This window comes from Paraburkholderia sp. GAS38, assembly GCF_050434965.1.
Classification (GTDB): Bacteria; Pseudomonadota; Gammaproteobacteria; order Burkholderiales; family Burkholderiaceae; genus Paraburkholderia; species Paraburkholderia phenazinium_A.
Map to the genome: position 1 here is coordinate 188,667 of NZ_JBNDJO010000005.1, position 25,788 is coordinate 214,454.

Sequence of the window (25,788 nt, forward strand, 5' to 3'; positions counted from 1 at the left end):
GCATGCTCATATCGCATGGGGTTTTGCGTAAGGCCGCAGCGGCTTTCGCAAGCTGGAGCCTCGCTGCCGCGTTGATAGGCTGCAGCACGCCCGAAGCCTCCGTCCAACCGCACAAGGTCGCCGTCGATGCGTTGCCGAACGGCATTGCCGTACGGCCCGGCGATGGCGCCGTGTTCATCACGGATGACCGCACCAGCAGCGTGCTGACTTCGACCGGCGCGGCCTATACACCATACGCATCGATTCCGGTCGAAGCGGGTCAAGGCAAGAGTCTTAGTCAGTTGAGCCTGACCCGCTCGGGCGAACTGGTCGTCGAGCGCTTCGGCTTTGGCAGCGCGAGCGCGATCTTCGACATTGGGGGCAGCGGCATCGCGGTTCCGCTGGCGGGCCTTAATCCGGCCCGGCGCAGGCTCGGACTGATTGAGCTCGCCCCTGGCCAGTTGCTTTCCACCTGGTTCATCAAGAACGGCAACAACCCGCCGCTGGGTGCGCTGACGCTGGTGACGTACAACCCGGCCACCCACACGGCCAGCGAACGCGATTTGCTGACGGGGCTCGGCAAGCCGGTGGGCATTGCCGTATCAGGGGGCGATGTATTCGTCTCGGATCAGGCCAGCAACACTATCGTGAAGGCGAATCTGAGCGAACTTCTGAATGCGGCCGCACCGGTGACGCCTACGGTGTTCGCGCACGTCGACAGCCCCGATTTGATGACGGTGGATGCACAAGGGCGGCTCTATACGAAGTGCAACAAGAACGGCCTCTGCGAGATCGCACCGGACGGCACGATCCGCGTGCTTGCCAACGACTTCCAGGATGCCCGCGGCGTGGCGATCGACCCCGTGCGTCATGTGCTGTACGCGGTGGATCGCGCGACACCGTCAGGCGGGACCAGCTACGTGCGCACCTTTGCCATCCCGTGACGGCAACGCTTGTCTCGCGATAGCGGCTCGCGGACCTAGCCCGGTTATTGATCCACGCCGACGATCACGCTCGACGCCTTGAAAATGGCGGTAGCGGCTTTGCCGGTGGCGAGACCGAGGCGGTCCACGCTTTCATTGGTGATGATGGCCGCGATCTGCGCGCCGCTTGCGCCGGCGATCGTGACCTCGGCATTCACCGCACCCTTGGTCACGGCCGTTACCGTCCCGGCGATGCAGTTGCGCGCCGACACCTGATTGCTGCTGACGTCCACCATGACGATCACCGACGACGCCTTCACCAGCCCGAACGCCGGCTTGCCCTGGGTCAGCCCAAGCGATTTCGCGCTGCCATGCGTGATGACCGCCACGATGTCGAGACCGTCTTTGGTCCGCAGCGTGATCTCGTCGTTCACGGCGCCGTGTTCGACGTTGACAACCTCACCTTCAAACTGATTCCGTGCACTGGTTCGCATGTTCGATCTCCTGATATCGAGCGCTCACGTGATAGATCGAGCGCGCTCTGTTTAAGGTCAGCGAACAAGTGTACTACCTACCGTCCGGCCACACGCATGCGCGGCGCAATCCGCTTGCGCGCATGCTCGAAGCGCAGCGCCGCAGCCGCCCCCGTCGCGCCTTGGCGCACCGGCAACGCGCTCACCTTGCTGCGGGCCTGATAGCGGCGCCGCACGAGATACACCGGCCGCTCTTTCGACTCGTAGTAGATACGTCCGATGTATTCGCCCACCACACCAATGCCGATCAGTTCGATGCCGCCCATGAAGAGCAGCACGCACAACAGCGACGCATAACCCGGCACCGGATTGCCGAATAACAGCGTGCGTCCGATCATGAAGCCGCCATACACGAACGACAACGCGGCAATCGCGAGACCGATATACGTCCAGCAGCGCAGCGGCACCGTGCTGAAGCTCGTGATGCCTTCGAGCGCGAAATTCCACAGCCGCCATCCCGAGAACTTCGAATGACCGGCGCTGCGTGCTTCACGCTGATACTCGACGATTACCGTGCGATAGCCGACCCACGCAAACAATCCCTTCATGAAGCGACGGCGCTCGGGCAAGCGCTTTAGCGCGTTGACCACCTGCCGGTCCATCAGGCGGAAGTCGCCCACATTCTCCGGCACCTTCAGATCGGACAGCGCGTTGTGGACGCGGTAGTACAGCGCGGCCGCGGTGCGCTTGGCGAACGAATCGCAGGCGCGGTTGGTCCGCCTGGCGGCGACCACGTCGGCGCCGGCGCGCCAGTGTTCGATCATCACCGGGATCAGGCTGGGCGGATCCTGCAGGTCGGCGTCGATGGGGATCACCGCGTCGCCGAGCGCCTCGTCGAGGCCCGCCGTCAACGCCGCTTCCTTGCCGAAATTGCGCGTGAGGTCCACCACGCGCACTCGCGCATCTTTCGTGCTGGCTGCGATCAGCTTGTCGAGCGTCGCATCCTTGCTGCCGTCGTTCACGCAAACGATCTCGAAGCGGATCCCTTCGATGCCTTCCAGCACCGGCACGATCTCGGCAAAGAAATGGTCGACGGCCTCGCCCTCGTTATAGAACGGCACCACCAGCGAAATCAGATTTCTAATGTTATGTGCGGACATGATGCTCCCCTTCCCCTTTGATTCACTTGTTTTGACTCACCTGTTTTTGACCGGCGCCTAACGTCGCCATCCTCGCAGCGGGGCAAGCGGCAAAGCGGTATGCTCGCCGTCCCCTTCCAGCACAACCGGTCCTTGCCGTTCCTGCGCAATCCGCCGCATCAGCATCCACAGCGTCGCCGCAATCACCAGCGGCATGAACTGGAATTTCACCTGCGTCACCACGAGGACACCCGCAATGGGCACGCACCACAGCCCCACCAGCCATTCGCGCTCATAGCGCTTCCAGCCGCGGGCAAGTCCGTGCCGCGCGCACCACGCAATCAGCACGCCCAACCAGGCGAGGTCGTAGTCGAACAGATACGGGCTGACCAGCAGACTGGCGCAGATCAGCACGGCGGCGCGCAGCGCATAGGAAGATTCGCGGCCCCATGCGTTGCATACCGCTGCTGCGGCTGCGAGCGCGGCTGCACCCTGTGCGGCATACGCCCATGCGGCCGGCACATGCGCGAGCGTCGCCAGCGCAAACACGGTGGGTATCCGGGCGAGTGCGGCGCGGCCTGAGGCGACCAGGCCAGCCATCATGCCGGCGTTGTGCAGAAAGGCCACCAACGTCCCGCTGCCGAACATCAGCACGGAAACCGCCAGCATGAGCGCCGCCGTCGCCGCCATCGCGGCAAGCGCGCGCCACGACCGCGAACACAGCAGCGCAAGCGGAAACAGGACGGCCAGATGCGGCTTCATGCATAGCAATCCCAAACAAATACCGGCCATGACGGGATGACGCCGTAGCAACACCAGACCCAGACCCGCGATGGAAGCGGTCAGCAGGCCATTTTGGCCGCTGACCAGGACGAGGGCCGCCCCCGGAAACGCGACAGCCAACAGCAGCGTATGACGGCCCGGCACGATCGCGCACACGACTCTCACAAACAGCGCCAGCGTACCGCCGAGGAACACCACCGCGGCAACCTTGAACGGCAGCAGTGCCAGCGGATACACCACCAGCAGAAAGGTAGGCGGATAGAGCCAGGGCAGGATGCCCGGCGCGCGTGCAATCGCCGCTGTTTCGACGGCGGTCAGTGCCGCGAGGTTGTAGGCGTCGATGGCGTGACGATGCAACGCAAGGAACGACGCGCTCCAGAACGGCAGAAAGTCCATCGCCAGTGGGCCGAAGTCGGGCCGGTGCTGCCACTCGGTCCGATACAGATACACGAGCAGGAACAACGCATAACAGGCCAGCGCGACCAGCGAATAGGTACGCAGACGTCCGCTGTCGAGCCAGTGTTGCCCGCGCGGGGCATGGGGGGTCCGGCTAGCGTGCAGCGGCGAGGGGCGCATGGCCCGCAGAGGATTCGGCGAAATCGGATTCATTGCACGCTCCCAGCGCCGGCGCGCACGCGCTGCACGATCATCAGGAGCATCAGCAACAGGATGATCGGCCCCACTTGCGGCCATTCGGCGACGCGGTTGAAGAACTCATACAGCGGCAGGATCCACGCAAGCGCGAGGATCGTCTGCTCGCCGCGTGCCCAGCCTCGGCGCAGTCCCGTCGCGACCATGCACGCCAGCGCGATCCCCAACCATGTCAGCTCGTAGTGCCAGGTATAGGGATTGGCGATCAAGGTCGCCACGGCGAGAATCGACGCACGCGCGCCGATCTCTTGTGTGCGCCGCCACACATAGCAGGCAGCCGCCGTTGCGACGAGCGCCACGCCCGCTTGCGCGAGATAAGCCAGCGTCAGATCCATGCCGGCGAGCCGGAACGCGGCAAACGGCGTGGACGACGCGAGCCAGAAACGATCACCGTGTTCGAGCGTGATATCGCGCGCCAGGCTGGCGCTAGCAAGAAACAGATGCAGCGACTGCGGCCCGCACACCGCCAGGCTCAACACCGTGAACAGCCCCGCCGTCACCGCCGCGACTGCCATCACGCGCCATGCGCGCGCCGCAATCAACACCAGCGGAAACAGCAGCGCCATCTGCGGTTTGGCGGCCAGCAAACCGATGCAGAGACCGGCAAGGACCGGCTTGCGCTCGACCCAGTACACGGCGAACGCCGCCAGCGCCGCCGTCAGCAACGCGTTCTGTCCAAACGTCGCACACACGAATACACAGGGACAGGCCACCACGACGAGCCGGGCCAACTTCGCATTGCCGAGAGCGTTCGCGAGACCCGACACACGCAATACCGCCGCCACGAAGACCGCCGCGCTTGCCGCCACGAACACAAAGAACGCCGGCCAGAACGGCAACAACGCCAGCGGCGTGACGAGCAGAAGAAACATCGGTGGGTACAGCCATGGCAGAAAGCCGCCGTGCTGATAGCCGTCCAGCAACAGCCTCTCGAGCTTGCCGAACGCGACATAGTCGTAGACCTGCGCCGGCGCGCCATGCAACATCACGTGAGAGGCGACCCAGAATACCGAGAAGTCCGTACCAGGACGATAGCTGCCGCTCGCCGTGAAGCCGTCGCTACTCCAGGCCCACAAGCCCAGAATCGTGGCATGGACCACGAGCGCCACCATGCTATACGCGACCACCCGGTCGCGTCTCACCCAGTCGCGAATGCGGCGCTCTGTGGAGGCTAGTCCCCGAAGAAAGATATCCATCACCCCGCCCTATGTATGCGCCGAATGGCAGTTCGGCGTATCCGGTCACTTATGATTTTGTTTCGATTCCTAAGCATGCACGCTGTGTTTCGCACGCCCACGTTGGGTTCATTGTTGTAGGAAAACAATCCAACTTTCAAGCTCCGCGTTTTCCATCGTGGACGTCAACTGACACTCGTTGCCCTCGGAACGGACGAAATTCACGCACGCACCGCCTCGACGCTCAGGATTTGCGTCAACCGTGAGACATCTTGTCCAAACGGCCCATTTGAAACTCGGCCGTTTTTCGCAAAATCGTCGTTCGTGCGAACTCATGGAAAGTCCCTGGTCGAAAGACGCGAGGCAGACAGCACGGGCGTTTCCGCGCGGTTGGAGAGATCGCCTGGCACCTCGATTCGTCTCAATGTTGCGACAAACCGGACACGGACGCCTCGCCAGGCGCGTGAATCGGCGGGCACCCCCAATGTTTTCGCGGTTTTGCGCGAGCTGGCCCACCCCTTGCGTAGGGATGAGCGCGGCAGTCGAACAGGTCCTGTGCAGATAACGGACCGGACACCGCGGACAGGGGAGCCGACCAGCCCCATGCCCTAGATAAGCAACCGAACACGGGGAAACATCATGAACAACGACACCTTGACGCGGAAGACCCACCGCCTTCACCGCGACCCGCTGAACTGGACGCCGCTGGCAGCTGCCTCGAAGCGTCGCGGCGAGCCGGCCGCCAGCGGTGCGTTCGTGTCGTTGCCCGCATGGCCGGGCTACCGCGATGGCGGCACCCCGACTCCCCTCGACTGCAATGCTGCTTGCCAACAGCTCCCTGTATCCGACGATACGGATCCGCCGCGCGAGATCAGCTAAGCCAGTCCACCATTTTTTGCTGTACCCGCAGTCCCTTCCCGACGCCAATTCCGGCTCAGGGTTATATCCGTAGTAGTCCTCTTGGAGTTAATCATGCAAAAGATCCTCAACAACGCAAAGCGTTTCCTCCGCGACGAAGACGGCGTCACCGCCATCGAGTACGGCCTGATCGCAGCGCTGATCGCCATCGTCATCATTGGTTCGGTGAAGACCCTCGGCACCAACCTGAACACCGTGTTCAGCGACATCGCCGCTTCGGTTTGAGCCTCCCGGCGGCGGACGACTCCATGCCTCGCGTCGTCCGTCCCGCCTGTTTCCGCTGCTTGGGGTCCGCGCCGGCCCATCGACCAGGAGTCAATCGTGAACACAGTCCGTTTCGTTTTCCGAATCGCCCAGCCGATGCCGGTCGCGCCCATTCGTTGGCTTCGTGCCGCCACCGCCGCGCAAGTCTTTGCCGGCGATGAAGACGGTGTGACCTCCATCGAATACGCGTTGATTGCCACGTTGATCGCCATGGTGATCATCGGTACCGTCCTCACGCTCGGCACCAACCTGAATTCGCTGTTCGGCAGTATCGCAACGTCGGTTTGAACCCAGTCACGAGGCTCATGATGCCAGGCTTCCCGCTTCCTCCTCACCCGATCCCCGCATGCGTCGCCTTGCTGGTGATCGTGACGGCAAGCACGGATCTCGTGAGCCGCCGCATCCCCAACCCGATCATCGTGGCGGGGCTCGTCGGCGCCCTGCTGGTGCAAGGTTGGCTGCATGGTCCGCTCGCGGGCAGCGTCACCTGGTTCGCGGGCGCCCTCACCGGCTTCGCGTTGCTGCTGCCGTTTTACCTGCTGCGCGGCATGGCAGCCGGGGACGTCAAGTTACTGATGATGGTGGGCGCGTGGGTCGGCGCATTCATGACCTTCCATATCGCGCTCGCCGCCTTCGTGATCGGCGGTATCTGGTCACTGGCGCTCGCCGCCCGGCGCGGGCGGATCGGGCACCTCGTGACCAACCTGCAGTACCTGATGACGAGCGCCACGCAACGCGGCCTGAGCCGCGCGGCAGGCGAGCCGCCCGCGCTCGAATCGGTCGGCTCGCTGCCCTACGGCGTCGCGATTGCGGCAGGAACCCTGGGCGTGCTGTTCACGACGCTCGCATGAGCACGCTGCCGCACCACGCGAGCCGGGCAGAACGCCGCGCGGCCGCGAAGCAAAGACGGCTCCGGTCGCAGACCGGCACCGGGCATCACGAACACCAGGCAGGCAGCGCTCATGGCGGTTTCGCCGCCCTCATCGCCGCCCCTTTCATTGTCACGCTGGCCGGACGTCAGACAGGCGCTAGCACGCCGGACGACCGTCGAGTTTCACCCGCTTTACGAGGAGTCACGTCATGAAGAACAGTCGCGCATTCGTCATGCTGGCGGTCGCCATGCTGGCAGGATTGGCCGCCGTGGTGTTCGCTTCCCGATGGCTGGTGCAAACCTCGTCGGGCGCGGTCACCCAGGTGGCCGTCGCCACCGACGACCTCAACCTCGGCGAGCCGATCAGCGGCGCCATGGTTCACACCGTCAGCTGGCCGACCAACAGCATCCCACCGGGCGCGTTCACCGATCCGAAGTCGCTCGACGGCCGCGTGCTGCGCGCCAGTCTGCAGCGCGGCGAACCGGTGCTCGAATCGAAGCTCGCGCCGGTCGGCACCAAAGGCGGCCTGTCCGCGGTGATCGGCGAAGGCCATCGGGCCATTACGGTGCGTGTGAACGACGTGGTCGGCGTGGCGGGCTTCGCACTGCCTGGCAATTATGTCGACGTCATCGTCAACACCCAGCAGGACCAGGCCAACAAGAGCGACACGCAGCAAAGCATTTCGAAGACCGTGCTCGAAAAGATCCTTGTGCTGGCTGTGGCTCAACAGGTCAATCGCGACGACACGGCGCCGAAGGTGGTCAACGCCGTCACGCTCGAAGTCACGCCCGATCAGGCGGAAAAGCTGGATCTGGCTCGCAGCGTAGGCACGCTCTCGCTGGTGCTGCGCAACCAGGTGGATGCCGACACGCTCGCCACCGCCGGCGCCACCAAGCTGACCCTGCTCGGCGCTTCGGCTCCTGTGGTGGCGTCGGCTCCGGTCGCCGCGCCGCAACCGACCCGCGTGAAGTACGTCGCCCGTGCGCCGGTGAAACGCGACTGCATCGGCGTGCTGTCCGGCGTGAGCGGCAGTCAGGAATGCTTTTGACGGAGACCGGGATAGCGCAGCGACGGCCTGAAGCCTCGCGCGCCAACCGTAACCCGCACGAACACCACACCAAACAACGACCGCGGTCTACAGCATCTAGCAACGGGGGCACGACAAAATGACTAGCAAACCTGATTTCTCGTCCGGCCAGGCGCCGCGACGCACCAGAGCGAGCCGCGCGGCATGCGTCGCGTGGCTGAGCGCGGGACTGTTGCTCGGCCAGGCCGCACTCGCAGGGGATGAAGGCGCGGCCGCCAAGGCGAGCGCCACCGCCCCCGTCCCGACCGGCCGCCAGCCGCTGCAGATGACCATCAGCATGGCGCCCGCTCCCGCCAGCGCCGCGGGCGCAGCCGCCGCCACCGCACCGCTGCGCGGACCGAACTGCACCGGCTCGATTCGCGGCGAAAGCACCGTGTTCGTCTCGGTGGGCAAGTCCGCGTTGGTGCCGGTCGACGAGCCGGTGCGCAATCGTACGCTCGGCAATCCCGCGGTCGCGCAGGCCACCATGGTCTCGCCGCAAACGCTCTATGTGCTGGGCGAGTCGGTCGGGACAACTAACATGATCGTGCAGGGACGCAGCGGCGCATGCCAGATCATCGACGTGGTCGTCAACGTGGATTCGGGCGGCCTGCAGGCGTCGCTGACGCAACTGATGCCGGAGGAACACGGCATTCGCGTCTCCACCGCGGCGGACAACCTCGTGCTCGCGGGTCATGTGTCGAGCGCCCAGGCCGCACAGCAGGCGGTTGAAATCGCCACGGTCTACAGCAGCCACACCACCGCCGACGGCAGCGGCGCGGGTGCCGGCGCCGGCAAGTCCGGCGGCGTGCTCAACATGCTGACGGTCGATTCGCCGCAGCAGGTGATGCTCGAAGTGAAAGTGGCCGAAGTCGACAAGACGCTGATCAACCAGCTCGGCGCATCGCTCAATATCCAGGGCGGCTTCGGTTCGTGGACCGGCGCACTGGTGAGCAGCCTGCTCGCGGGTGTGTCGAGCGGGATCTCGGTGAACAAGAACAACAAGCTGCCGTTCCAGGTGTCGGTGGATGCGCAAAAGACCGACAACCTCGTGAAGATTCTCGCCGAACCGAATCTGGTGACAATCAGCGGTCAGGAAGCCACCTTCCTCGCCGGCGGCGAAGTGTTCATCCCGGTGCCGCAGAGCAGCAGCACGGGAGCCACCTCGATCGTGCTGCAGCAGGAAGACTTCGGCGTCGGCCTCAAATTCACGCCGACCGTGCTCGGCAACGGCCGCATCAACCTGAAGGTCGCGCCCGAAGTGTCGGAACTCTCGCCCACCGGCGTGACGCTCTCCGCCACCAACATCAGCGGCACGACGATCCTGCCGCTCATCACCACACGCCGCGCCTCGACCACCGTGCAGATGAGCGACGGCGAGACCTTCGCGATCGGCGGGCTGATCAGCAACAACATCAGCGGCGCGCTGAAGGCGCTGCCGGGGATCGGCGAAGTGCCGGTGCTCGGTGCGCTGTTTCGCAGCACGTCGTTCCAGCAGGATCGCACCGAACTGGTGTTCATCATCACGCCGCATCTCGTGAGGCCGCAACGCACCGCCAACGTGCCGCTGCCGACCGACAGCTTCACGCAGCCCAAGGACGCCGACATCTACGCGACCGGCAACATGGAAGGCCGCGCGGCGACGCCGAGGATGGATGCGCCTGCAACGGGCAATGCACCCGTGCCGGCACCGGTGAGCGCTCCCGCCAACGTAACGCCCGCAGCACCTGCAACGCAACCGCCGGTGAACACGAGCGCCGCACCGCAGGCCGCACTCACTGCACCGCAGGACCTTGCCAACGCGGGCAGCACCAACGCCGCGCCCGCTCACTGATGTGACGTAAAGGGGAATTCCATGAAACTCACCACCCTCCTCTGCGCGGCTCGCGCCGCGCTGATCGTCCCGGTGTTCGCCGCACTCGGCGGCTGCATGACCAGCACGCCGATCTGGGACGCGCATTTCGGCGAGGCCGAAAGAGCCGCCACCCAGGCGCAGATCATCGATCCGCAAGCCGCCGAGCACACCGCCTCGCCCGACGGCATCGACGGTAAATCCGCTGCCTCCGCGATGACCCAGTACGACAAGTCGTTCTCGCAACCGGCCACGAACACCAATCCGTTCGTGATCGGCGTGAGCAGCGGCAGCAGTGGCGGCAGCGGCCAATAACCTCAGACAGCGTGGCGCAGACGATCATGATCGACATCCTCATCACCTCGAAAGACGCGGCGCGCCTCTCCCAGGTCGTGCACGTGCTCGGCGAATGCGGCGACTACCGCACCACTCGCGCCGCCGACAGTCCTTCGCTGCTGGTCGAGCGCGGCGACAGCCTCGATGCCTTCGATGTCCTGATCGTTGATGCGGCGTCGACCCAGGATGCCGAGCTGCCCGTGGTGGCGCAGTTGTGCCAGAAGCACAAGCACCTCTCGTGCATCCTGCTCACGCCCGATGCTTCGCCTGAGACCTTGATCGCCGCGATGCGCGCCGGCTTTCGCGATGTGCTGAACTGGCCGCTCGAGCGCCGCGCGCTGGCCGACGCACTGGTGCGCCTCGAAGCGCAGCGCCTCAAGACCCACACGCACACCACCGAGATCGTCTCGTTCATGTCGTGCAAGGGCGGCGTGGGCACCAGCTTCATCGCTGCGAACGTCGCGGACATGATTGCCGGCGCGCGGCAAAAACGCGTGCTGATGATCGACCTCAACCAGTTGTTCGCCGATGCCGCCTTCCTCGTGACCGGAGAAACGCCGCCGTCGACGCTGCCGCAACTGTGTTCGCAGATCGATCGCATGGACGTGGCGTTCTTCGACGCGAGCGTGCTGCACGTCAGCGACACCTTCCATATCCTCGCCGGCGCCGGCGATCCGGTGAAAGCCGCCGAGATCAAGGAAGACCGGCTCGAATGGATCCTCGGCGTGGCTGCGCCGCGCTACGACTTCGTGATCTTCGACCTCGGCCAGACCATCAATCCGATCTCGATGCTGGCGCTCGACCGCAGCGACCAGATTCACATCGTCCTGCAGGCCACCATGCCGCACGTGCGCGCCGGCCGCCGGCTCCAGGAGATTCTCGGCTCGCTCGGCTACGCGGCGGAACGCACGCGGCTGCTGCTCAACCGCTACTCGCGTCACGAGGAACGGGCCCGCGCCGCGATGGAACAGGTGCTCGGCATGCGCCCCTACCAGGTGATTCCGGACGACGTCGCGGCCGTATCCGAGGCGATCAACCAGGGCGTGCCGGTCTCGAAGACGGGCCGCAAGAGCGGCGTGTCGCGCAGCCTGCAGACGCTGGCCGACAACATCGCCGGCGGCGCGTCGAACAGCGGGGCCGAGCGGCCGAAGAGCGAGTCGCTGTTCGCGCGCATGCTCGGCCGCCACCCGGCACCGAACCTTGAAATGCAATAGGACCAACAGGGGAATCATCATGTCGCTTCGTGAGCAGATCACCGCCCAACGTGTCCAGCCCTTCGTCGAACGCTCCGAGATGAGCGGCGCCCAGGGCAGCATGATGCGGGCCGCCTATCAGAAGCTCAAACGCGAGATCCATCTGGCGGTGCTCGAACGCGTCGAACTGGAGCGGCTCTCGCGCATGCCGCCCGACCAGGTGCGCCAGGAAATCGCCGCGCTGATCGGCCGCATTCTCGACGAGCAGAAAGCCCCGGCCAACGACCTCGAACGCAAGCAGCTGGTAGTCGACGTGCATGACGAAATGTTCGGCTTCGGTCCGCTCGAACTGCTGCTGCGCGACCCGACCGTCTCCGACATCCTGGTCAACACGTATCGCCACACCTACGTCGAACGCCGCGGCCGGCTCGAGCCGACCGACGTCACGTTCTACGACGACGCGCATCTGATGAAGGTGATCGAGAAAATCGTCTCGCGCGTGGGGCGGCGCATCGACGAATCGTGCCCGATGGTCGACGCGCGCCTGCCCGACGGCTCGCGGGTCAACGCCATCATCCCGCCGTCCGCGGTGGATGGCCCTCTGCTGTCGATCCGGCGTTTCGCGGTCACGCCGCTGCAGGTCTCGGACCTGATCGAACTGCAGACCTTGACGCCGCCCATGGCGGAAGTGCTCGACGGCCTCGCCCGCGCCAAGGTCAACATCCTCGTCTCGGGCGGCACCGGCAGCGGCAAGACCACGCTCCTGAACATCCTGTCCGGCTTCATTCCGGCCGACGAGCGCATCGTCACGATCGAAGATGCCGCGGAACTGCAACTGCGGCAGGAGCATGTGCTGCGGCTCGAAACGCGCCCGCCGAATATCGAAGGACGCGGCGAGATCACGCAGCGCACCCTCGTTCGCAACGCGCTGCGCATGCGCCCCGACCGCATCATCCTCGGCGAAGTGCGCGGCGACGAAGCCCTCGACATGCTCAACGCCATGAACACGGGCCATGAAGGCTCGCTCGCCACGATCCACGCCAACACCCCGCGCGACGCCCTCACGCGCCTCGAAAACATGATCAGCATGGGCGGCCTGTCGTTGCCGACCAAGACGATGCGCCAGCAGATCGCCTCGGCGATCTCGGTGGTCGTGCAGGCCACCCGCCTGACCGATGGCCGCCGCAAGATCATCAGCATCTCGGAGCTGACCGGCATGGAGGGCGACATGATCAACATGCAGGAAATCTTCACGTTCCGGCGCTCCGGCGTCGATTCGAAGGGCAACGTGCAGGGACATTTCTGCGCGACCGGCGTGCGGCCGAAATTCTCCGAGCGTCTGCAGGCGTTCGGCGTGGCCCTGCCCGAGCGCATTTACGACCCGACACGGCACTTCGACACCGCCTGAACCGCGCGGGCAGCAAGCGCACCCGCACCCGCACCCTTAGCGTCTGGAGACTGGCATGGCCCCGATCTTCTATGCATCCATCGTTCTGCTGTTCGCCGCCATCGTGCTGTCCATCGAAGGCGTGTACGAGTGGTGGAACAGCCGTCACGGGCCCGCCGCACGGCGCATCGAATCGCGTATTCGCGCGGTGTCGGCCGGTGGGCACCTCGACGGCGAACGCCTCTCGATCCTCAAGCAGCGTCTCCTGAGCGAGTCGTCGCTGCTCGACAAGGGCTTGATGTACCTGCCGCGCGTGCATGCGATCGACCTCTTTCTGCAGCAGTCCGGCGTCGGCTGGACGGTCGGGCGTCTGCTCGGCACCTGCGCCACCCTGCCGCCCCTCGCGCTCGCCATTCTGCTGTTCGCCGGCGTGCCGCTGCTGATCGCGCTCGCCGCCGCGCTGGCGAGCGCCGTGGTGCCGCTGCTGTATGTGCGCTTCCGGCGCGGCAGACGGCTGCGCAAGCTCGACCGGCAGTTTCCGGACGTCTGCGACATGCTCGCCCGCGCGCTGCGTTCGGGGCATGCGTTCACCGGCGCAATCGGCATGGTCGGCACGGAATTCGCCGAGCCGATGAGCAGTGAATTCCGCATCACGTTCGACGAAATCAACTACGGCATCTCGCTCAACGACGCCTTGCTGAATCTCGCCACCCGTGTGCCGATCCGCGACCTGCGCTACCTGGTGATTGCCGTGCTGATCCAGCGCGAGACCGGCGGCAATCTCGCCGAACTGCTCGACGGCATCACCGCGCTGATTCGCGAACGCTTCAAGCTGTTCGACAAGGTTCGCGTGCTGTCTGCCGAGGGCAAGCTGTCGGCATGGATTCTGGGGCTGCTGCCGTTCGGCACGGCCGCCATCATGATGACGATCAATCCGGGCTTTCTCGACGTGCTGTGGCAAGACCCGGCCGGCCTGAAACTGCTCTATACCGTACTCGGCTCCATGGTGTTCGGTATGTTCTGGATGCGCCACATCGTCAGGATGCGCGTGTAGCGGCACACCCGTTTAATCGCAGTACTGACCGTTAATAGAATAGTTGGGGGATACCATGCAAACGCCAGATCCGATGCACATGTTGATGCTGTTCGGCGTGTTCGCCATCGTGTGCGGCGCGGCATTCTTTGCGATGCATGCCTTCGCGCCGCGCGACATGCGCCAACGGATCGAGCAGGCCGGCGGCGCGAATGCCGCGCCCGCCGCCGCTACGCCCGAGCGCGACGAGTCGTCGGGCAGCGATTGGCTCGAAAAACTCGCGGACATCTCGAGGCCCATCTCCCAGTTGTCGATCCCTAAGGAAGGCTGGGAAAGTTCCTCGCTGCGCGTGCGGCTCATGAACGCGGGATGGCGTGCGCCGGGCGCCGCGCCCGTCTACTTCCTGGCCAAGACCGCTCTCGCGATCGTCTTGCCGCTGTCGGCCATGCTGTGGCTGGTTCACACCTCGGTGGCGCAAGACACCTACGAATTCTCGGTGGTGCTGTTCGCGTTGGGCGGCATCGGCTACTACCTGCCGAACCTCGTGCTGGCGCGCCGCATTGCATGGCGCAAACGCACACTGTTCGAAGACTTTCCCGACGCGGTGGACCTGCTCACGGTATGCGTCGAAGCGGGCCTGAGTCTCGATGCCGCGCTGATGAAGGTGTCCGCGGAAATCCGCATCAGCAGCCCGGTCGTGGCAAGCGAGCTCGATCTGATGCTGCTCGAAATGCGCTCGGGTTTTACCAAGGACAAGGCGCTGCGCAACTTCGCGCTGCGTACCGGCGTCGACGATATCGATTCGTTCTGCACGCTGCTGATTCAGTCGGAGCGCTTCGGCACGAGTATCGGCGCGTCGCTCAGGGTGCTGTCCGACACGCTGCGCACGCGGCGCCGCATGCGCGCCGAAGAGCAGGCCGCGAAAATCGGGCTGAAGCTGCTGTTCCCGCTGATGTTCTGCATCTTCCCTGCCCTCCTCGTGGTGTTGCTGGGACCGGCGTTCATTCACATCTATCGGGTCCTGCTGCCCGGCATGGCAGGCGCCTGAAAGCGCTACGACACAACACGGAGGACCTATGAAACGTGAACGTCAACGCGGTGCAACAGTGGTCGAGTTCGCACTCGTCTTGCCGGTCCTGTTCCTCGTGCTGTTCGGCGCGGTCCAGTTCAGCTGGTTGATGAACAACTACCTCATGCTGACGGATGCCGCCTCGGTAGGCGCGCATCTGCTCGCCTCCGAACGCGGCTATACCACGCCCTATAGCGACACCGAAGCGGCCGTGCTGGCCGCAACGTCGACGCTGAAGAACACCTTGTCGATCACCATCAAGGTGGGCGGCGCGACCTGTACCAGCGACTCGGCCTGCGCCAGCGCGCTCGGCACCCAAACCCAGCCGCCCGCGACGGGGACGCAGGCCAGCGTGTCGCTCAGCTATGCGTTCAGCGCGCCGTACAAGGGTGCCTTATACAGCCTCAAGTCGATGATGCCCTCGTCGTTGAGCGCCACCATGACGGAGATCGTGCAATGAACACCGGCACCGTGCGTCTCAGGAAGTGGACCTCGTCGCGACCGGCAGCGTCCACGCCGGCACACGCGCGCAAGGCCGCGCCGCGGCAACGGCAACGCGGCATTGCCGCGGTCGAATTCGCGCTGCTCGCGCCGCCGTTGCTGGTCATCGTGCTCGGCATCGCGCAGTTCGGCTGGTTGCTCGGCAACTACGTGATGGTGACCAACGCGGCCTCGTCAGGCGCGCGCTACTTCGCGGCGCAACGCGGCACCGCCACACCGTATACCGCCACCAAGACGCAGGTGGTGAGCTCGGCCGCTTATCTGAACTCGGGGAATCTCTCGATCACGACCTACGTCAACGGAACGCAGTGCACGAGCGATTCGGATTGCGCGACCGCGCTGTCGGCCGCCGCGAGTTCTCCGGCGACCGTCACCGTCACCTACAGCTCGTTTTCCGCACTCTTCAAGGGCACGTTGGCCGGGCTGATCGGCATGCCCGGCTCCCTGAACTCAACGATGGTGGAGCGTGTGCAATGAACCCAACAAGCCATCCGCCTGGCCGGAGGACCAACATGAACAAGACTCTTGCACGCCACCGCGCGCGCGCCGGACAACGCGGCTCCGTGTCCGTCATCGTCGCGCTGTCGTTGATCGCGCTGCTGGCGTTCACGGCCGTCGCCGTGGATGTCGGCTATCTGATGTTCAGCCAGCGGCGTCTGCAGGCCGCCACCGACGCGGCCGCGCTTGCCGGCGCGATGGATCTGTGGACCAAGAGCTGGGCAACCGCCTCGGGCAATGCACAGAACTATGCCGCGGGGCAAACCGCCAGCACGAGCAACACGCTGCCGGGCAATGTCACGGTCACGAGCACGTCGATTCAGGGGCTCAAGCTGGCGAGCGTGACCTTGCCCTATGCGCAGGCGGTCTCGGGCTACAACGGCATACAGGTGACGCAGCAGGCCAGCGTGCCGACGTTCTTCGCGCGGGCCATCGGCATCAAGTCGTCGACGATCTCGGCCACCTCGAAGGCGGGCGCGGGCGGCGGCACCCAGGCGGCCCAATACAACGTGATGATCATTCTCGACACCACCGCGTCGATGAATACGACGGACAGCAACTGCAAGAACGCCAAAGGTGTGGCGCAGACCCGGGGAAATTGCGCGAAGGCCGGCGCCCTTCAGCTACTGACGGGGCTGACCAACGCCGGGGACAACGTCGGCCTGATGGTGTTTCCACCCATGTCCTCCACCTACAACTTCTCCTGTTCGAAAACGCAGCCCGGCACCGGCAGTAGTTATTCCGCCATTGCTTCGGGTGCCAGTTCAACGCTGGCGGGGTACCAGATCGCTTCGCCGTCTTCGGGCTTTCTGAGCAGCAGCGGTTCGGCGAATACGAGTTCCGGCGTGGTGCAGGCGCTGGGGGGCGGCAGTTGCGGCGGCCTCTCGGCGATAGGCGGTCTCGGCACGTTCTACGGCGACGCGATCACCCAGGCGCAAAGCGCCTTGAGCACGCTTTCGGCATCGCAGAACCCGGCGGGACAGAATGTCATCGTGCTGCTGAGCGACGGCGACGCGACATCCAGCAAAGCCCAGTTGGGCAGTACCTTTAGCAGTACCTATAACCAGGAATGCCAGACCGCCATCAACGATGCGGGCGCAGCCAAGACGGCGGGGACGCTGATCTATACGGTCGCGTATATCGGCGGCGAGTCGGCCTCGTCCACCTGCAGCGACGGCTCGGACAGTCTTTCGCCGTGCGCCACGATGGCGTCGATCGCGACCAGTTCGGCTTATTTCTACTCGGACACCTGCTCCAATGCGACGGGCGGCACCGCCAGCCTCAGCACGATCTTCGGGCAGATCACGTACACGTTGACCAAACCGCGGCTGATTCCCGGAGGCGCGACCTGAAGCCGGGCGCAGGATGCCGCGCCGGTTTTGGCGCGGCGCGTCCCTCGTGCCTGTACTTGCGCTCGTGCTTGTTACGCGGCGGCCGGCCGCGCCAAAACCGCCGTTCCATAGCACAGCACTTCCGTCACGCCAGGGGCCACTTCAGTCGCGTCGTAGCGCATCCCCACAATGCCGTTAGCGCCGAACCCAACTGCCTGCGCCAGCATGCGCTCATACGCGTCTTCCCGGGCGCGCTCGCACAGCGACGTATAGAGGGAGATGTTGCCGCCGAAAATCGTCTGCAGCGACGCACCGATCGAACCCACCACCGAACGCGAACGGACAATGATCCCCCGCGCGATACCGAGCGACTGCTCGACCGTGTACCCGGGAATTTCAAATGCGGTCGACACCATGTGACGTTCTACCATTGCGCGCTCTCAAGTTGGATGGCCAGTGGTAGGCAGCTTGCCGTCACGGCGCACGCGGCGCAAGAGTTTTGACGCACGCAGCTTGCGTACGCGTTTGATCAGGCGCAACAGCGGCGATTTGTGCAGGCGTGCCAACTCGCTCCTGACCTCGGCCAATGCCGCGCGTGTCGAGGCGAGTTCGCTCAGCAAGATCTCATCAATGCCCACACCGTCGATCAGCGCGACATCCACCATCCGGGTGGCGCGCCCCGCCGATACCTGCGGCTGCGGCCAGTTCGCCGCCGCGCCGAACGCCATCACCTGGGTGGCCTGGGCCAGCTTGCTGGTCCAGAGCACCAGCGCATCGGCGTCGACGCTCTCGCTGCCCGCCAGGGTCCGCGCGAAATCCAGGGCTTCCAGGTGGACCTGCAATCCTTCGACGGCATCGAAGCCCACGCTGCGTTCGGCCGCCTCTTCGCGGCGCGCGCTGCCGAACGACGGCTTGAGGCCGGTGAGCTCACCGATCCACTGTTCGGCGCCCGCGATATATGCCGGTGAATGGCCCGCCAGATCGCAGTCGAAGATCGCATGGGCGTGCGTCGCCGCGTCTCTTAGCGTCAACAGCCAGTGCGCGAGAAAGGCCCGGTAGGCCTGCAGCGGCGTGATCGCCGCAATGTGTTCCTTATAGACGGCGAGACACGCTTCGACCGTCTGTGCTTGCGCATCGCCGGTCGGCGGCGGCAGCACGACGCCCAGCGCAGCCATGGTCTGCTGGACGAGCGGCACGTGCCGGTTCAACGCCAGCACCACAAACGGCACGGCGACAAAGTGCGGATTGCGATGCGCGGCGAACAATTGCCAGCACGACTGCCACTGCGAGATCGGATTTTTCTCGACCACGATATGCACGGCATCGGGAAAGGTAGCGCGGAACCACTGCAGGCGGCCTAGCGAGCGGCAGAACTTGAGGACCGGCACGCGGCCCTGGTCGTGCGCGCTGCGCATGAGACCGCGCACATAGGCCTCGAGACGTTCGGCGGCCTCCGGGGTTTGGCCGTCGAGGCGGTCGATCGAGAACACCGCGTCGTAGCCGGGGATACCGCGCCCCTGCGGGCCCAGCAGGTGAGCGAACTCGGCAAAGTACGGCGCCTCCAGCGCCGGGTGACCCGAACGCCAGCTATTAGCCGTACTGCTCGCCAACTTGTCCGTGTCGATCGTCGCCAGCATTTCGTGCAAGGGCTCGTAGTAGGCGGTGACGTTGTCGAGCTTGCGAAAGCATGACCATAACCACGTTCCGGCCGTTCTGTAACCGGTATGAAGGAAGACGGCCTGGCATTGAGCGTTCATGGTGTCTGGGGAAAAGGCATGCGGTTGCACCGGACAGGGTCCGGGCAAGGTTGAGGGAGCGCGGGGGTCATGCGAAGCTTGGATTGGCGCGCATCTGGTCGAACGCGCGAGAGACCTGCCTGACGGACAACATGTATTTCCAGTAACGCTCTTTCAGAAATCCGGTGGGCAGAAAAGTGCTGCCGATCAGCACCTGCCCCGCCCCCCAGTCCGGCCGCCAGGTATGCGCAATGCCGCGGCGCATGAACAGCGACAGCGTGGGAATATGCAGGCTCGACGCCAGATGGCCGATTCCCGAGTCGTTGCCGATAAACCAGCCGGATTCGAAAACCCACGCGGCGACGTTGTCGAGCGAACCCAGGTCGGGCAGCGCGAGGCCAAGACGTTCGATGTGAATCCAGTCGGCGCGCTCTTGCGGGGCGACGACGAACTCCGGACTGAAGCCCAGTTCGCGCAGTTTGATGGCAAGGCGGATGAAACGCGAAGGCAGCCAGCACTTGTCGGCAGTGCTGGCGGTGGGGTGAATCGCCACGCGCAGCGGGTACTTCCTGTGTTGCAGTCCGGCAGGCGCCGTCATGCCGTTGCTCTTGTGCGCGCTCGCCAGACCGAACTCGTCCTGGCAAAAACGTGCGAGCCGGTCCGCCATCGAATGCGACGATCGCACCCGGCAAATGTGATCGAGCAGGATCACGCGCGGATGGGCCTGCTCGAGGCCAGCGAACGGCTTGTTTCGATGCATCTGGATAACGCGGTCGAAGCCGCCCAGCCTTGCCGCGAGATCGCCGGCGCTCAGGTCGTCTTCTGTTGCGACATCCGGAAACCAGTCGCGCAACGCATGGATCTGCCGGCCGAACACCGTGACCGCAATACCGCTTTGCTGCAGATTGCGCGCAATCGTCATCATCAGCAGCGAATCACCGATTGCTGGCGAAAGAACCAACGCTACGCTAGAGATTGGCGGTACAGCCGGCCACATAGGTCAATCCGGATAACGCGCCCAATGATGGGAGAACGCTTGCCCGCCCGGAAATGCATCACCGCCTTCCGAACCAGCAGCAGTCTAGAACCGATGCATATTATTAAAGTTACAGAATCGGTTACGGTCGTTTACGTCTGCATAACTTGACGGGGCGCCGCAGCACGGCGAGGCACAATGTCAAATTGACTTGACGTCGAGACCGTCTGGCTGAAAGAATGAAGAAACGCGACGGGTCATATCAATGCGCACACGACGGGGAAATCCTGGACGCCCTGTCCAGGCGGCAACGCGCAATCTCCGCACCCGGAAAATCAGCGGCGACGATCTTCTGATCTGGGGCGGCGTATCGATCGGGGGCTTGTTCACGGTCGTGCTGGCGATACTCGTCTGGTACCTCTGAGCCTTTAACGTTCGGAGTCCGTATCGAATGGCGCGAACCGATCGCCGCGCTGCGCATCACTCTTCGCTCCACTTGCGCCGCTAGCGCGACGCGTGTTCTCCCGACTTACTCCGCACCGTCGGTCTCGATCGCCGGCGTGACAGCATGGGGCGCGATCGAATTCGCGAATGCCGTCGAACCGGGAAAGATGACCGGGATAATCTGCTGAAGCTGGATGGCACACGCCTGTGCTTCGCCGGGCGCATTTAACTCCAGCGCTTCCAGAAGATTGACGAAGGTCGCGAGGAAAGCGTCGGCAACCGGCGTTGCACGCGAGCGTTCGCGCAGGTAAGCGACGTAGCCGAACAGATCCTTGACGAACTCCATTTGCCGGGCGGCAAATTGCTCGCCATCCAGTGCGTCGGAAACAATAGCGTCCGAGGCAAGCGCATGTAATGCGACGGGCAAACGGATGGAGGAGAATTCGCTCATGTGGCAGGCCTCGAGAGCGCAGGCGCCCGTCGAAAATGGTGAGCCCTATCGCGTCTCCGCGAGACGTGCGCAGCTATGATATAAATGTCGAATGAATTTGACAGATTTAGCCAATTTTTGATTCTTTCATTCGACTCAGCGCGCGTCAAGTGAATTTGACACCATTCTAACTATCGAACACCATGAACGATTGGAACGCCCTATTCGATGAAGTAAAAGCGAAGGGCCAGTTCGGTAGCGACGCCCAACTGGCGGAGAGCCTCGGCCTGACGCGCGCGCAGATTTCGGCCTGGCGGACCGGCAAAAGCGACCTCGGTACGCTGACCAAGCTCAAGCTGCTCGACGTGCTCGGCTATGCCGACCTCCGTTCGGCCGTGCTGAGCCTGGTGCCGGAGAAGAGCCGCGATCATATGATTGCGCAGCATCTGTTGCTCGCACAGCGGGTCACGCGTGGCGCGCAAGTCGTTGAAGAAGAAGTGCAGCCTATCCAGGTGGGCCAGCACAAACCCGAGACCAACCGGCTGCTGGCAGCTCTGCCGGCCGAGGAGCGCGAGCGTCTCACCCCGCACCTGTCACCGGTGTCGCTACCCTTGGGGCATGTCGTCTACGAGTCGGGGGATCGTCTGAGCCACATCTACCTGCCGACCACAGCGGTCGTGTCGATGCTGCATGTCATGGAAAATGGCGCGTCGGCGGAAATCGCCGTGGTCGGGAAAGACGGCCTGCTCGGCGTCACCATGTTCATGGGCGGCGAGACCATACCGAGCCGCGCCATTGTGCAAAGCGCGGGCGAGGCTTACAGGCTGAGCGGCGATGTCGTGCGCCAGGAGTTTGCGCGCGGCGGCGCGGTCCAGCATCTGTTTCTGCGCTACACACAAACACTGATTACGCAGATTGCGCAGACCGCCGTCTGCAACCGCCATCATTCGATTGCGCAGCAATTCTGCCGCTGGCTGCTGTTGACGCTCGACCGGGTCGAATCGAACGAGATTCGTATGACCCAGGAGTTGATCGCGAACATGCTGGGCGTGCGGCGCGCGGGGGTGGCCGAAGCGGCGGCCAAGTTACAGGGCGACGGTGTGATCCGCTACCGGCACGGCGTCATCGAGGTACTCGACCGGCCGGCCCTTGAAGCGCACGCCTGCGAATGCTACGGCGTGGTCAAACGGGAATGCGACCGGTTGTTTAGCCGCTTCCTCTGAGAGGGGTCCGGTCGTCAGACCTCGCTGGTCCCCAGCACGTCCCCATGCTTGACGACCGTAGCGATCCAGCTATGCAACTCATGCCGGTCCATCTCCAGCAGCAGCTCCGGCAAGCCGGGTGTGTCGGCTACCGCCAGTACGTTATGCAGCGCGAGAAACGCCTTGGTTTGCGAATACATCACGTGGGCGAGACGCTTGCGCGCTTCCGGGTGAGCCACGCCGGCCGCGTGCGTATCGATGATGGCGTGCGACAACTTTTCGCTGACGTAGCTGAGCGGCACGCCCTGTCGAATTTCGCGTGCCGTGTACGCTGGCCCTCTGGATGACAGATTCAGACTCACAGCCATTCCTCAAATATTTGCAGACGCATCGAATATCACTCTATCGGTATGCCTAACTACCTGCACGGGTGGACCGGCCGGTCGCAAAACGCTTTGAGGTGCGACGGCCTCAGCCTCATCAGGATAGCGCTGCGCGTTTCGCGCGAGGTTCGGAACCGGTAATGTCGGATCGTAAACGGAATGACACGATCGATCTGTGGATCGTTCGTCTATATTTGTGTCGATTTGTCACAGGCGCTTCACGTTCGCCCGGCGGCGCTCCGGCTTCTGCCCGAAGGACGCTCCCCGTCTACCCGGTTGCCGGCAAAGGGTGACTCGCCGCACAAGCCCATCGTAGCGAGTATTTTGCCCGCACAGCCGCGGCGCCGATACGCTCCCACACCCTTATTTCAGCGGGTCCGCGCGTAGACCCGGGTGTTGCGAAGCTGTCCGTCCGGCGCCGCCCGCGAATGACGCAGCGTGCCCTCGTAATCCATGCCGAGCCGCTCGCAAAGCCTGCAGCTTCTGTCGTTGAGATCGTCGGTGAAGGCTTCGACGCGGCGTGCGCCGAGAGCCGAGAAAGCGAAGCCGAGCATCGCCTCGACGCCTTCGCTGATCAGACCTTGGCCAAGATACGGCGTGCGGCCCCACCAGCCCACCTCGAAGGCGGGAATCTCCCAGCGCGGCTCGTGGATACCACCGCAGCCGACCACCGTCTGCGTGCCGCGCAATAGCATGACGAATGGAAAGTCACGGCGCGCCGCGAAGTTCGAAAATCCCGTGCGCGCAAACGCCTCGGATCCTTCGATGGAGGGTTCGTAGACCGCCCACGGCAACGACGCCGGAAACTGCCGCAACTCGGCGAGCGCATCGACTACCGCCTCGTAGACCTGCGGACCGTCGCCCGGCTTCGGACAGCGAATGGTCAGGCGCGAGGTACGAAGGACGTCCGGCACGTCGAGGAGGATAGGCTGCATGCTAAGTTTCGACTAGTTGAGGCGGCGCAGGTGGAAACATTGATCGGAGGAAATATACCGGTTCCGCCGCTTCAATGCCGCTTCTAACGCTTACGCCGATTCTCCACGGCGAACTTGATCAGCTCCGCCTGCCCTTCAATCTCGAGCTTGCGTTTCATATTGAGCCGGTGGGTCTCCACCGTGCGCACGGACAAGCCATTACGTTGTGCAATCTGTTTGCTGGAGAGTCCTTCCGCGAGCGCATCGAGAATGTCCCGCTCGCGTGGCGTCAATTGCTCAACGGGCGTTGGCATGGCCGAAGCCTGGATCATCCGCTCCCCGAGCCCCGCACTGAAGAACGTGCGCCCATCGAGTACCGCGGCAATCGCCTGAACAATCTCCGTCGCGGGCGAATCCTTCAGCACGTAACCGCTCGCACCGGCCCGCACCGCCTGCGTCAGATACTCGATGTTGTCGTGCATCGACAGCATCAACACCCGGATCGCCGGAAACCGCTCATGGAACACACCGGCGAGCGCGATGCCGTTCATCCCGCTCATGCCGACATCCATCAGCGCGAGATCGGGATTTTGCTCGGCCGCGAGCGCCAGCGCGTCATCCGCGCCGCCCGCTTCGCCAACCACCTCGAGATTCGGCACCGCTTCGAGCCGCGCGCGCAAGCCGTCGCGCACCAAAGGATGATCGTCGACCAGAATCAGCCGGGCTGCACGGGACGGCGCGTCGTTCATAGCGAGTTTTCCTGCAAGGTTTGCGGAGCCTGTGCACGTGCCCCGACCGGCACATGCGCCGTCACATTCGTATGACCCGGCTGCGACACCAGAGACAAGCTACCGCCCAACGTATCGAGCCGCTCGCGCATGTTGCGCAGGCCGATGCCGCCACGCGGATCGGCCAGCGCGCGCTGCACATCGAAGCCGCAGCCGTTATCCGCAATCGACAAGGTGACGGCGCTGGCCGACACCTCGAGCGACAGCGACGCGCGCGAGGCCCGCGCATGCCGCACGATGTTGGTCAGCGCTTCCTGGGCGATCCGGAACACCACCGTGTTGACGGCATCGGGCAACACGGCGGCATGGGTGTGGGCGATCTGCGTGAAGCCGATTTCGATCCCGGCCTGCTCGCTCAGTTCACGCGTGAGTTGCTGGAGCGCCGCGGCAAGCCCGAGGTCGTCGAGCATGGCCGGCCGCAGCGCATGCGAGATGCGGCGCACTTCGCGCAGCGTATCGCCGAGGCGCGCGAGGCTCGTGGCCAGCGCGGCCTCCGCCGCCGGCACGCGCGCCTCGCCGCGCTCGAAGCGCATCAGCGCCGATTCGAGCAGCAGCTTCACCGACACCATCATCTGGCTGATACCGTCGTGCAGTTCGCGCGACAGCCGCGCCCGCTCCTTTTCCTGCGACTCGACCACCTGCTGCGCGAGCCGCTTCAACTTCGCATCGGCGCTGCGCGACTCGCTGACGTTCAGCACCAGCGCGCACAGCGCAATCACGCCCAGCCCGGTCAGCGCGATCGCGTCGATCCACATCATCGTGCGCTCGATGTTGGCCGACGCGCGCTGGTCGATGCTCGCGAGCGTCGTATCGACGTCGTCCAGATAGATGCCGGTGCCGACCAGCCAGCCCCAGCGCTCGAGCGGCACGACATAGCCGAGCTTCGGCTCGAGCTTGCCCGTCGACGGGCGATGCCACACATAGCGCACATAGCCGCCGCCGCGCGCCGCCGCAGCGATCAACTGCTGGATCACCAGCGCGCCTTGCGGGTCGCGCATGGTCCACAGATCGCGGCCCACAAGATCCGGCTCGCGCGGATGCATCAGCGAGCGGCCATGCATGTCGTACACAAAGAAATAGCCGTCCTTACCGAAATCCATCTTCTCCAGCGCGGCGAGCGCGCGGCTGCGCAACATTGCGTCGTCCCGTGCGTTATCGCGCGAGGCGTCGTAAAGTGGCTCGATGGTGCTCGTCGCCAGTTCGACGTAGTGCTTGAGTTCGATCTCCTTGCTCGCCAGATAGGCGGCCTGCATCGTCGCATGCTGCGTCCCGGCGAGCGCCGTCGCCTCCTGGCGAACACCGATTTCGATCCCGGCAATAGCGGCCAGAAACGGTACGATGGCGAGCAGGAAGATCTTCGCTTTGAGTTTCATCGCTGAAAGGACGGATGGGCGGTCTACGTAATTGTACGTAGCGTGCTTACGTAGTTGTGCGCTTGTAAGGAGGCAGACGAAAGCGAATACTACACGCCC

At 64.3% G+C, this 25,788-nt stretch carries 28 protein-coding genes; 16 read left to right on the forward strand and 12 right to left on the reverse strand.

Annotation, left to right across the window (positions count from 1 at the left end; all coding sequences use genetic code 11):
• Positions 1-2 precede the first annotated feature (2 nt).
• Positions 3-923: a hypothetical protein gene (locus tag P3T42_RS14190; RefSeq protein WP_429306409.1), complete on the forward strand. Its 921-nt coding sequence runs from the start codon at positions 3-5 to the stop codon at positions 921-923.
• A 44-nt stretch (positions 924-967) separates the two neighbouring features.
• Here the strand turns inward: P3T42_RS14190 and P3T42_RS14195 are convergent, their stop codons facing one another.
• From P3T42_RS14195 to P3T42_RS14210, 4 genes are all read right to left on the reverse strand, one after another.
• Complete coding sequence (locus tag P3T42_RS14195; protein ID WP_074302260.1) at positions 968-1,396, reverse strand: TOBE domain-containing protein; 429 nt, start codon at positions 1,394-1,396, stop codon at positions 968-970.
• A gap of 77 nt (positions 1,397-1,473) precedes the next feature.
• On the reverse strand, positions 1,474-2,535 hold the full coding sequence (locus tag P3T42_RS14200) for a glycosyltransferase (RefSeq protein ID WP_074302261.1): 1,062 nt from the start codon (positions 2,533-2,535) through the stop codon (positions 1,474-1,476).
• 57 nt (positions 2,536-2,592) lie between these two features.
• On the reverse strand, positions 2,593-3,906 hold the full coding sequence (locus tag P3T42_RS14205; RefSeq protein ID WP_429306410.1) for a glycosyltransferase family 87 protein: 1,314 nt from the start codon (positions 3,904-3,906) through the stop codon (positions 2,593-2,595).
• Positions 3,903-5,144 carry a glycosyltransferase family 87 protein gene (locus tag P3T42_RS14210; protein ID WP_074302263.1) on the reverse strand — a complete coding sequence of 414 codons (1,242 nt, stop codon included), beginning with the start codon at positions 5,142-5,144 and terminating at the stop codon, positions 3,903-3,905. Before P3T42_RS14210 ends, P3T42_RS14205 begins: the two co-directional genes overlap by 4 nt.
• Before the next feature lie 618 nt (positions 5,145-5,762).
• Between P3T42_RS14210 and P3T42_RS14215 the strand changes: the two genes are divergently transcribed.
• The 14 genes from P3T42_RS14215 to P3T42_RS14280 all read left to right on the forward strand — a co-directional run bounded on the left by P3T42_RS14215 (position 5,763) and on the right by P3T42_RS14280 (position 17,464).
• Entirely contained in the window at positions 5,763-6,002 is a 240-nt protein-coding gene (locus P3T42_RS14215) for a hypothetical protein (protein ID WP_074302264.1), read from the forward strand.
• A 93-nt stretch (positions 6,003-6,095) separates the two neighbouring features.
• Positions 6,096-6,266, forward strand: coding sequence for a Flp family type IVb pilin (locus P3T42_RS14220; RefSeq protein ID WP_074302265.1), 171 nt, complete (start codon positions 6,096-6,098; stop codon positions 6,264-6,266).
• A 96-nt stretch (positions 6,267-6,362) separates the two neighbouring features.
• The gene (locus P3T42_RS14225; RefSeq protein WP_429306411.1) at positions 6,363-6,593 is read left to right on the forward strand and encodes a Flp family type IVb pilin; all 231 of its coding nucleotides are present in this window, start codon (positions 6,363-6,365) and stop codon (positions 6,591-6,593) included.
• Positions 6,594-6,610: 17 nt separating this feature from the next.
• Entirely contained in the window at positions 6,611-7,156 is a 546-nt protein-coding gene (locus tag P3T42_RS14230) for an A24 family peptidase (RefSeq protein WP_429306412.1), read from the forward strand.
• Positions 7,157-7,385: 229 nt separating this feature from the next.
• Positions 7,386-8,225: a Flp pilus assembly protein CpaB gene (gene cpaB, locus P3T42_RS14235; protein WP_074302267.1), complete on the forward strand. Its 840-nt coding sequence runs from the start codon at positions 7,386-7,388 to the stop codon at positions 8,223-8,225.
• Positions 8,226-8,343: 118 nt separating this feature from the next.
• On the forward strand, positions 8,344-10,077 hold the full coding sequence (locus P3T42_RS14240; RefSeq protein WP_083640834.1) for a type II and III secretion system protein family protein: 1,734 nt from the start codon (positions 8,344-8,346) through the stop codon (positions 10,075-10,077).
• Between the two features lie 21 nt (positions 10,078-10,098).
• Positions 10,099-10,410, forward strand: a complete 312-nt coding sequence (locus P3T42_RS14245; protein WP_074302268.1) for a hypothetical protein — start codon at positions 10,099-10,101, stop codon at positions 10,408-10,410.
• Positions 10,411-10,436: 26 nt separating this feature from the next.
• Positions 10,437-11,645, forward strand: a complete 1,209-nt coding sequence (locus P3T42_RS14250; protein WP_074302800.1) for an AAA family ATPase — start codon at positions 10,437-10,439, stop codon at positions 11,643-11,645.
• A gap of 19 nt (positions 11,646-11,664) precedes the next feature.
• Positions 11,665-13,032 carry a CpaF family protein gene (locus P3T42_RS14255; RefSeq protein WP_074302269.1) on the forward strand — a complete coding sequence of 456 codons (1,368 nt, stop codon included), beginning with the start codon at positions 11,665-11,667 and terminating at the stop codon, positions 13,030-13,032.
• Positions 13,033-13,087: 55 nt separating this feature from the next.
• Entirely contained in the window at positions 13,088-14,065 is a 978-nt protein-coding gene (locus P3T42_RS14260) for a type II secretion system F family protein (RefSeq protein ID WP_074302270.1), read from the forward strand.
• 55 nt (positions 14,066-14,120) lie between these two features.
• On the forward strand, positions 14,121-15,092 hold the full coding sequence (locus P3T42_RS14265; RefSeq protein ID WP_429306413.1) for a type II secretion system F family protein: 972 nt from the start codon (positions 14,121-14,123) through the stop codon (positions 15,090-15,092).
• A 28-nt stretch (positions 15,093-15,120) separates the two neighbouring features.
• Complete coding sequence (locus tag P3T42_RS14270; protein WP_074302272.1) at positions 15,121-15,573, forward strand: TadE/TadG family type IV pilus assembly protein; 453 nt, start codon at positions 15,121-15,123, stop codon at positions 15,571-15,573.
• Positions 15,570-16,091: a TadE/TadG family type IV pilus assembly protein gene (locus tag P3T42_RS14275; protein WP_429306414.1), complete on the forward strand. Its 522-nt coding sequence runs from the start codon at positions 15,570-15,572 to the stop codon at positions 16,089-16,091. Before P3T42_RS14270 ends, P3T42_RS14275 begins: the two co-directional genes overlap by 4 nt.
• A gap of 35 nt (positions 16,092-16,126) precedes the next feature.
• Entirely contained in the window at positions 16,127-17,464 is a 1,338-nt protein-coding gene (locus P3T42_RS14280) for a pilus assembly protein TadG-related protein (RefSeq protein ID WP_429306415.1), read from the forward strand.
• A gap of 71 nt (positions 17,465-17,535) precedes the next feature.
• Here the strand turns inward: P3T42_RS14280 and P3T42_RS14285 are convergent, their stop codons facing one another.
• From P3T42_RS14285 to P3T42_RS14300, 4 genes are all read right to left on the reverse strand, one after another.
• Positions 17,536-17,874: a YbjQ family protein gene (locus P3T42_RS14285; RefSeq protein WP_074302275.1), complete on the reverse strand. Its 339-nt coding sequence runs from the start codon at positions 17,872-17,874 to the stop codon at positions 17,536-17,538.
• A 9-nt stretch (positions 17,875-17,883) separates the two neighbouring features.
• Positions 17,884-19,200 (reverse strand): hypothetical protein, encoded by a 1,317-nt coding sequence (locus P3T42_RS14290; RefSeq protein ID WP_429306416.1) that lies wholly within the window; start codon positions 19,198-19,200, stop codon positions 17,884-17,886.
• A gap of 67 nt (positions 19,201-19,267) precedes the next feature.
• Positions 19,268-20,104 carry a glycosyltransferase family 9 protein gene (locus tag P3T42_RS14295; RefSeq protein ID WP_253190307.1) on the reverse strand — a complete coding sequence of 279 codons (837 nt, stop codon included), beginning with the start codon at positions 20,102-20,104 and terminating at the stop codon, positions 19,268-19,270.
• Between the two features lie 580 nt (positions 20,105-20,684).
• On the reverse strand, positions 20,685-21,050 hold the full coding sequence (locus P3T42_RS14300) for a hypothetical protein (protein ID WP_429306417.1): 366 nt from the start codon (positions 21,048-21,050) through the stop codon (positions 20,685-20,687).
• Between the two features lie 182 nt (positions 21,051-21,232).
• Between P3T42_RS14300 and P3T42_RS14305 the strand changes: the two genes are divergently transcribed.
• A complete protein-coding gene (locus tag P3T42_RS14305) occupies positions 21,233-22,252 on the forward strand; it encodes a Crp/Fnr family transcriptional regulator (RefSeq protein ID WP_074302279.1) in 1,020 nt (339 codons plus the stop codon).
• 14 nt (positions 22,253-22,266) lie between these two features.
• Here P3T42_RS14305 and P3T42_RS14310 read toward each other — a convergent pair whose 3' ends face one another.
• The 4 genes from P3T42_RS14310 to P3T42_RS14325 form a co-directional block, all read right to left on the reverse strand.
• Complete coding sequence (locus tag P3T42_RS14310) at positions 22,267-22,593, reverse strand: hypothetical protein (protein ID WP_143788582.1); 327 nt, start codon at positions 22,591-22,593, stop codon at positions 22,267-22,269.
• A gap of 389 nt (positions 22,594-22,982) precedes the next feature.
• Complete coding sequence (locus tag P3T42_RS14315; RefSeq protein ID WP_429306418.1) at positions 22,983-23,549, reverse strand: GNAT family N-acetyltransferase; 567 nt, start codon at positions 23,547-23,549, stop codon at positions 22,983-22,985.
• A gap of 83 nt (positions 23,550-23,632) precedes the next feature.
• Entirely contained in the window at positions 23,633-24,277 is a 645-nt protein-coding gene (locus P3T42_RS14320; protein WP_074302281.1) for a response regulator, read from the reverse strand.
• Entirely contained in the window at positions 24,274-25,689 is a 1,416-nt protein-coding gene (locus tag P3T42_RS14325; RefSeq protein ID WP_074302282.1) for a cache domain-containing protein, read from the reverse strand. The genes P3T42_RS14320 and P3T42_RS14325 overlap by 4 nt, the downstream gene beginning before the upstream one ends.
• Positions 25,690-25,788: the final 99 nt, after the last annotated feature.

Excerpts from the sequence above, each read along its gene's own strand:
- P3T42_RS14190 (WP_429306409.1), top strand. The coding sequence starts at position 3 with ATGCTCATATCGCATGGGGTTTTGCGTAAGGCCGCAGCGGCTTTCGCA.
- P3T42_RS14195 (WP_074302260.1), bottom strand. The coding sequence starts at position 1,396 with ATGCGAACCAGTGCACGGAATCAGTTTGAAGGTGAGGTTGTCAACGTC.
- P3T42_RS14200 (WP_074302261.1), bottom strand. The coding sequence starts at position 2,535 with ATGTCCGCACATAACATTAGAAATCTGATTTCGCTGGTGGTGCCGTTC.
- P3T42_RS14205 (WP_429306410.1), bottom strand. The coding sequence starts at position 3,906 with ATGAATCCGATTTCGCCGAATCCTCTGCGGGCCATGCGCCCCTCGCCG.
- P3T42_RS14210 (WP_074302263.1), bottom strand. The coding sequence starts at position 5,144 with ATGGATATCTTTCTTCGGGGACTAGCCTCCACAGAGCGCCGCATTCGC.
- P3T42_RS14215 (WP_074302264.1), top strand. The coding sequence starts at position 5,763 with ATGAACAACGACACCTTGACGCGGAAGACCCACCGCCTTCACCGCGAC.
- P3T42_RS14220 (WP_074302265.1), top strand. The coding sequence starts at position 6,096 with ATGCAAAAGATCCTCAACAACGCAAAGCGTTTCCTCCGCGACGAAGAC.
- P3T42_RS14230 (WP_429306412.1), top strand. The coding sequence starts at position 6,611 with ATGATGCCAGGCTTCCCGCTTCCTCCTCACCCGATCCCCGCATGCGTC.
- cpaB (WP_074302267.1), top strand. The coding sequence starts at position 7,386 with ATGAAGAACAGTCGCGCATTCGTCATGCTGGCGGTCGCCATGCTGGCA.
- P3T42_RS14240 (WP_083640834.1), top strand. The coding sequence starts at position 8,344 with ATGACTAGCAAACCTGATTTCTCGTCCGGCCAGGCGCCGCGACGCACC.
- P3T42_RS14245 (WP_074302268.1), top strand. The coding sequence starts at position 10,099 with ATGAAACTCACCACCCTCCTCTGCGCGGCTCGCGCCGCGCTGATCGTC.
- P3T42_RS14250 (WP_074302800.1), top strand. The coding sequence starts at position 10,437 with ATGATCGACATCCTCATCACCTCGAAAGACGCGGCGCGCCTCTCCCAG.
- P3T42_RS14255 (WP_074302269.1), top strand. The coding sequence starts at position 11,665 with ATGTCGCTTCGTGAGCAGATCACCGCCCAACGTGTCCAGCCCTTCGTC.
- P3T42_RS14260 (WP_074302270.1), top strand. The coding sequence starts at position 13,088 with ATGGCCCCGATCTTCTATGCATCCATCGTTCTGCTGTTCGCCGCCATC.
- P3T42_RS14265 (WP_429306413.1), top strand. The coding sequence starts at position 14,121 with ATGCAAACGCCAGATCCGATGCACATGTTGATGCTGTTCGGCGTGTTC.
- P3T42_RS14270 (WP_074302272.1), top strand. The coding sequence starts at position 15,121 with ATGAAACGTGAACGTCAACGCGGTGCAACAGTGGTCGAGTTCGCACTC.
- P3T42_RS14275 (WP_429306414.1), top strand. The coding sequence starts at position 15,570 with ATGAACACCGGCACCGTGCGTCTCAGGAAGTGGACCTCGTCGCGACCG.
- P3T42_RS14280 (WP_429306415.1), top strand. The coding sequence starts at position 16,127 with ATGAACAAGACTCTTGCACGCCACCGCGCGCGCGCCGGACAACGCGGC.
- P3T42_RS14285 (WP_074302275.1), bottom strand. The coding sequence starts at position 17,874 with ATGGTAGAACGTCACATGGTGTCGACCGCATTTGAAATTCCCGGGTAC.
- P3T42_RS14290 (WP_429306416.1), bottom strand. The coding sequence starts at position 19,200 with ATGAACGCTCAATGCCAGGCCGTCTTCCTTCATACCGGTTACAGAACG.
- P3T42_RS14295 (WP_253190307.1), bottom strand. The coding sequence starts at position 20,104 with ATGATGACGATTGCGCGCAATCTGCAGCAAAGCGGTATTGCGGTCACG.
- P3T42_RS14300 (WP_429306417.1), bottom strand. The coding sequence starts at position 21,050 with ATGAGCGAATTCTCCTCCATCCGTTTGCCCGTCGCATTACATGCGCTT.
- P3T42_RS14305 (WP_074302279.1), top strand. The coding sequence starts at position 21,233 with ATGAACGATTGGAACGCCCTATTCGATGAAGTAAAAGCGAAGGGCCAG.
- P3T42_RS14315 (WP_429306418.1), bottom strand. The coding sequence starts at position 23,549 with ATGCAGCCTATCCTCCTCGACGTGCCGGACGTCCTTCGTACCTCGCGC.
- P3T42_RS14320 (WP_074302281.1), bottom strand. The coding sequence starts at position 24,277 with ATGAACGACGCGCCGTCCCGTGCAGCCCGGCTGATTCTGGTCGACGAT.
- P3T42_RS14325 (WP_074302282.1), bottom strand. The coding sequence starts at position 25,689 with ATGAAACTCAAAGCGAAGATCTTCCTGCTCGCCATCGTACCGTTTCTG.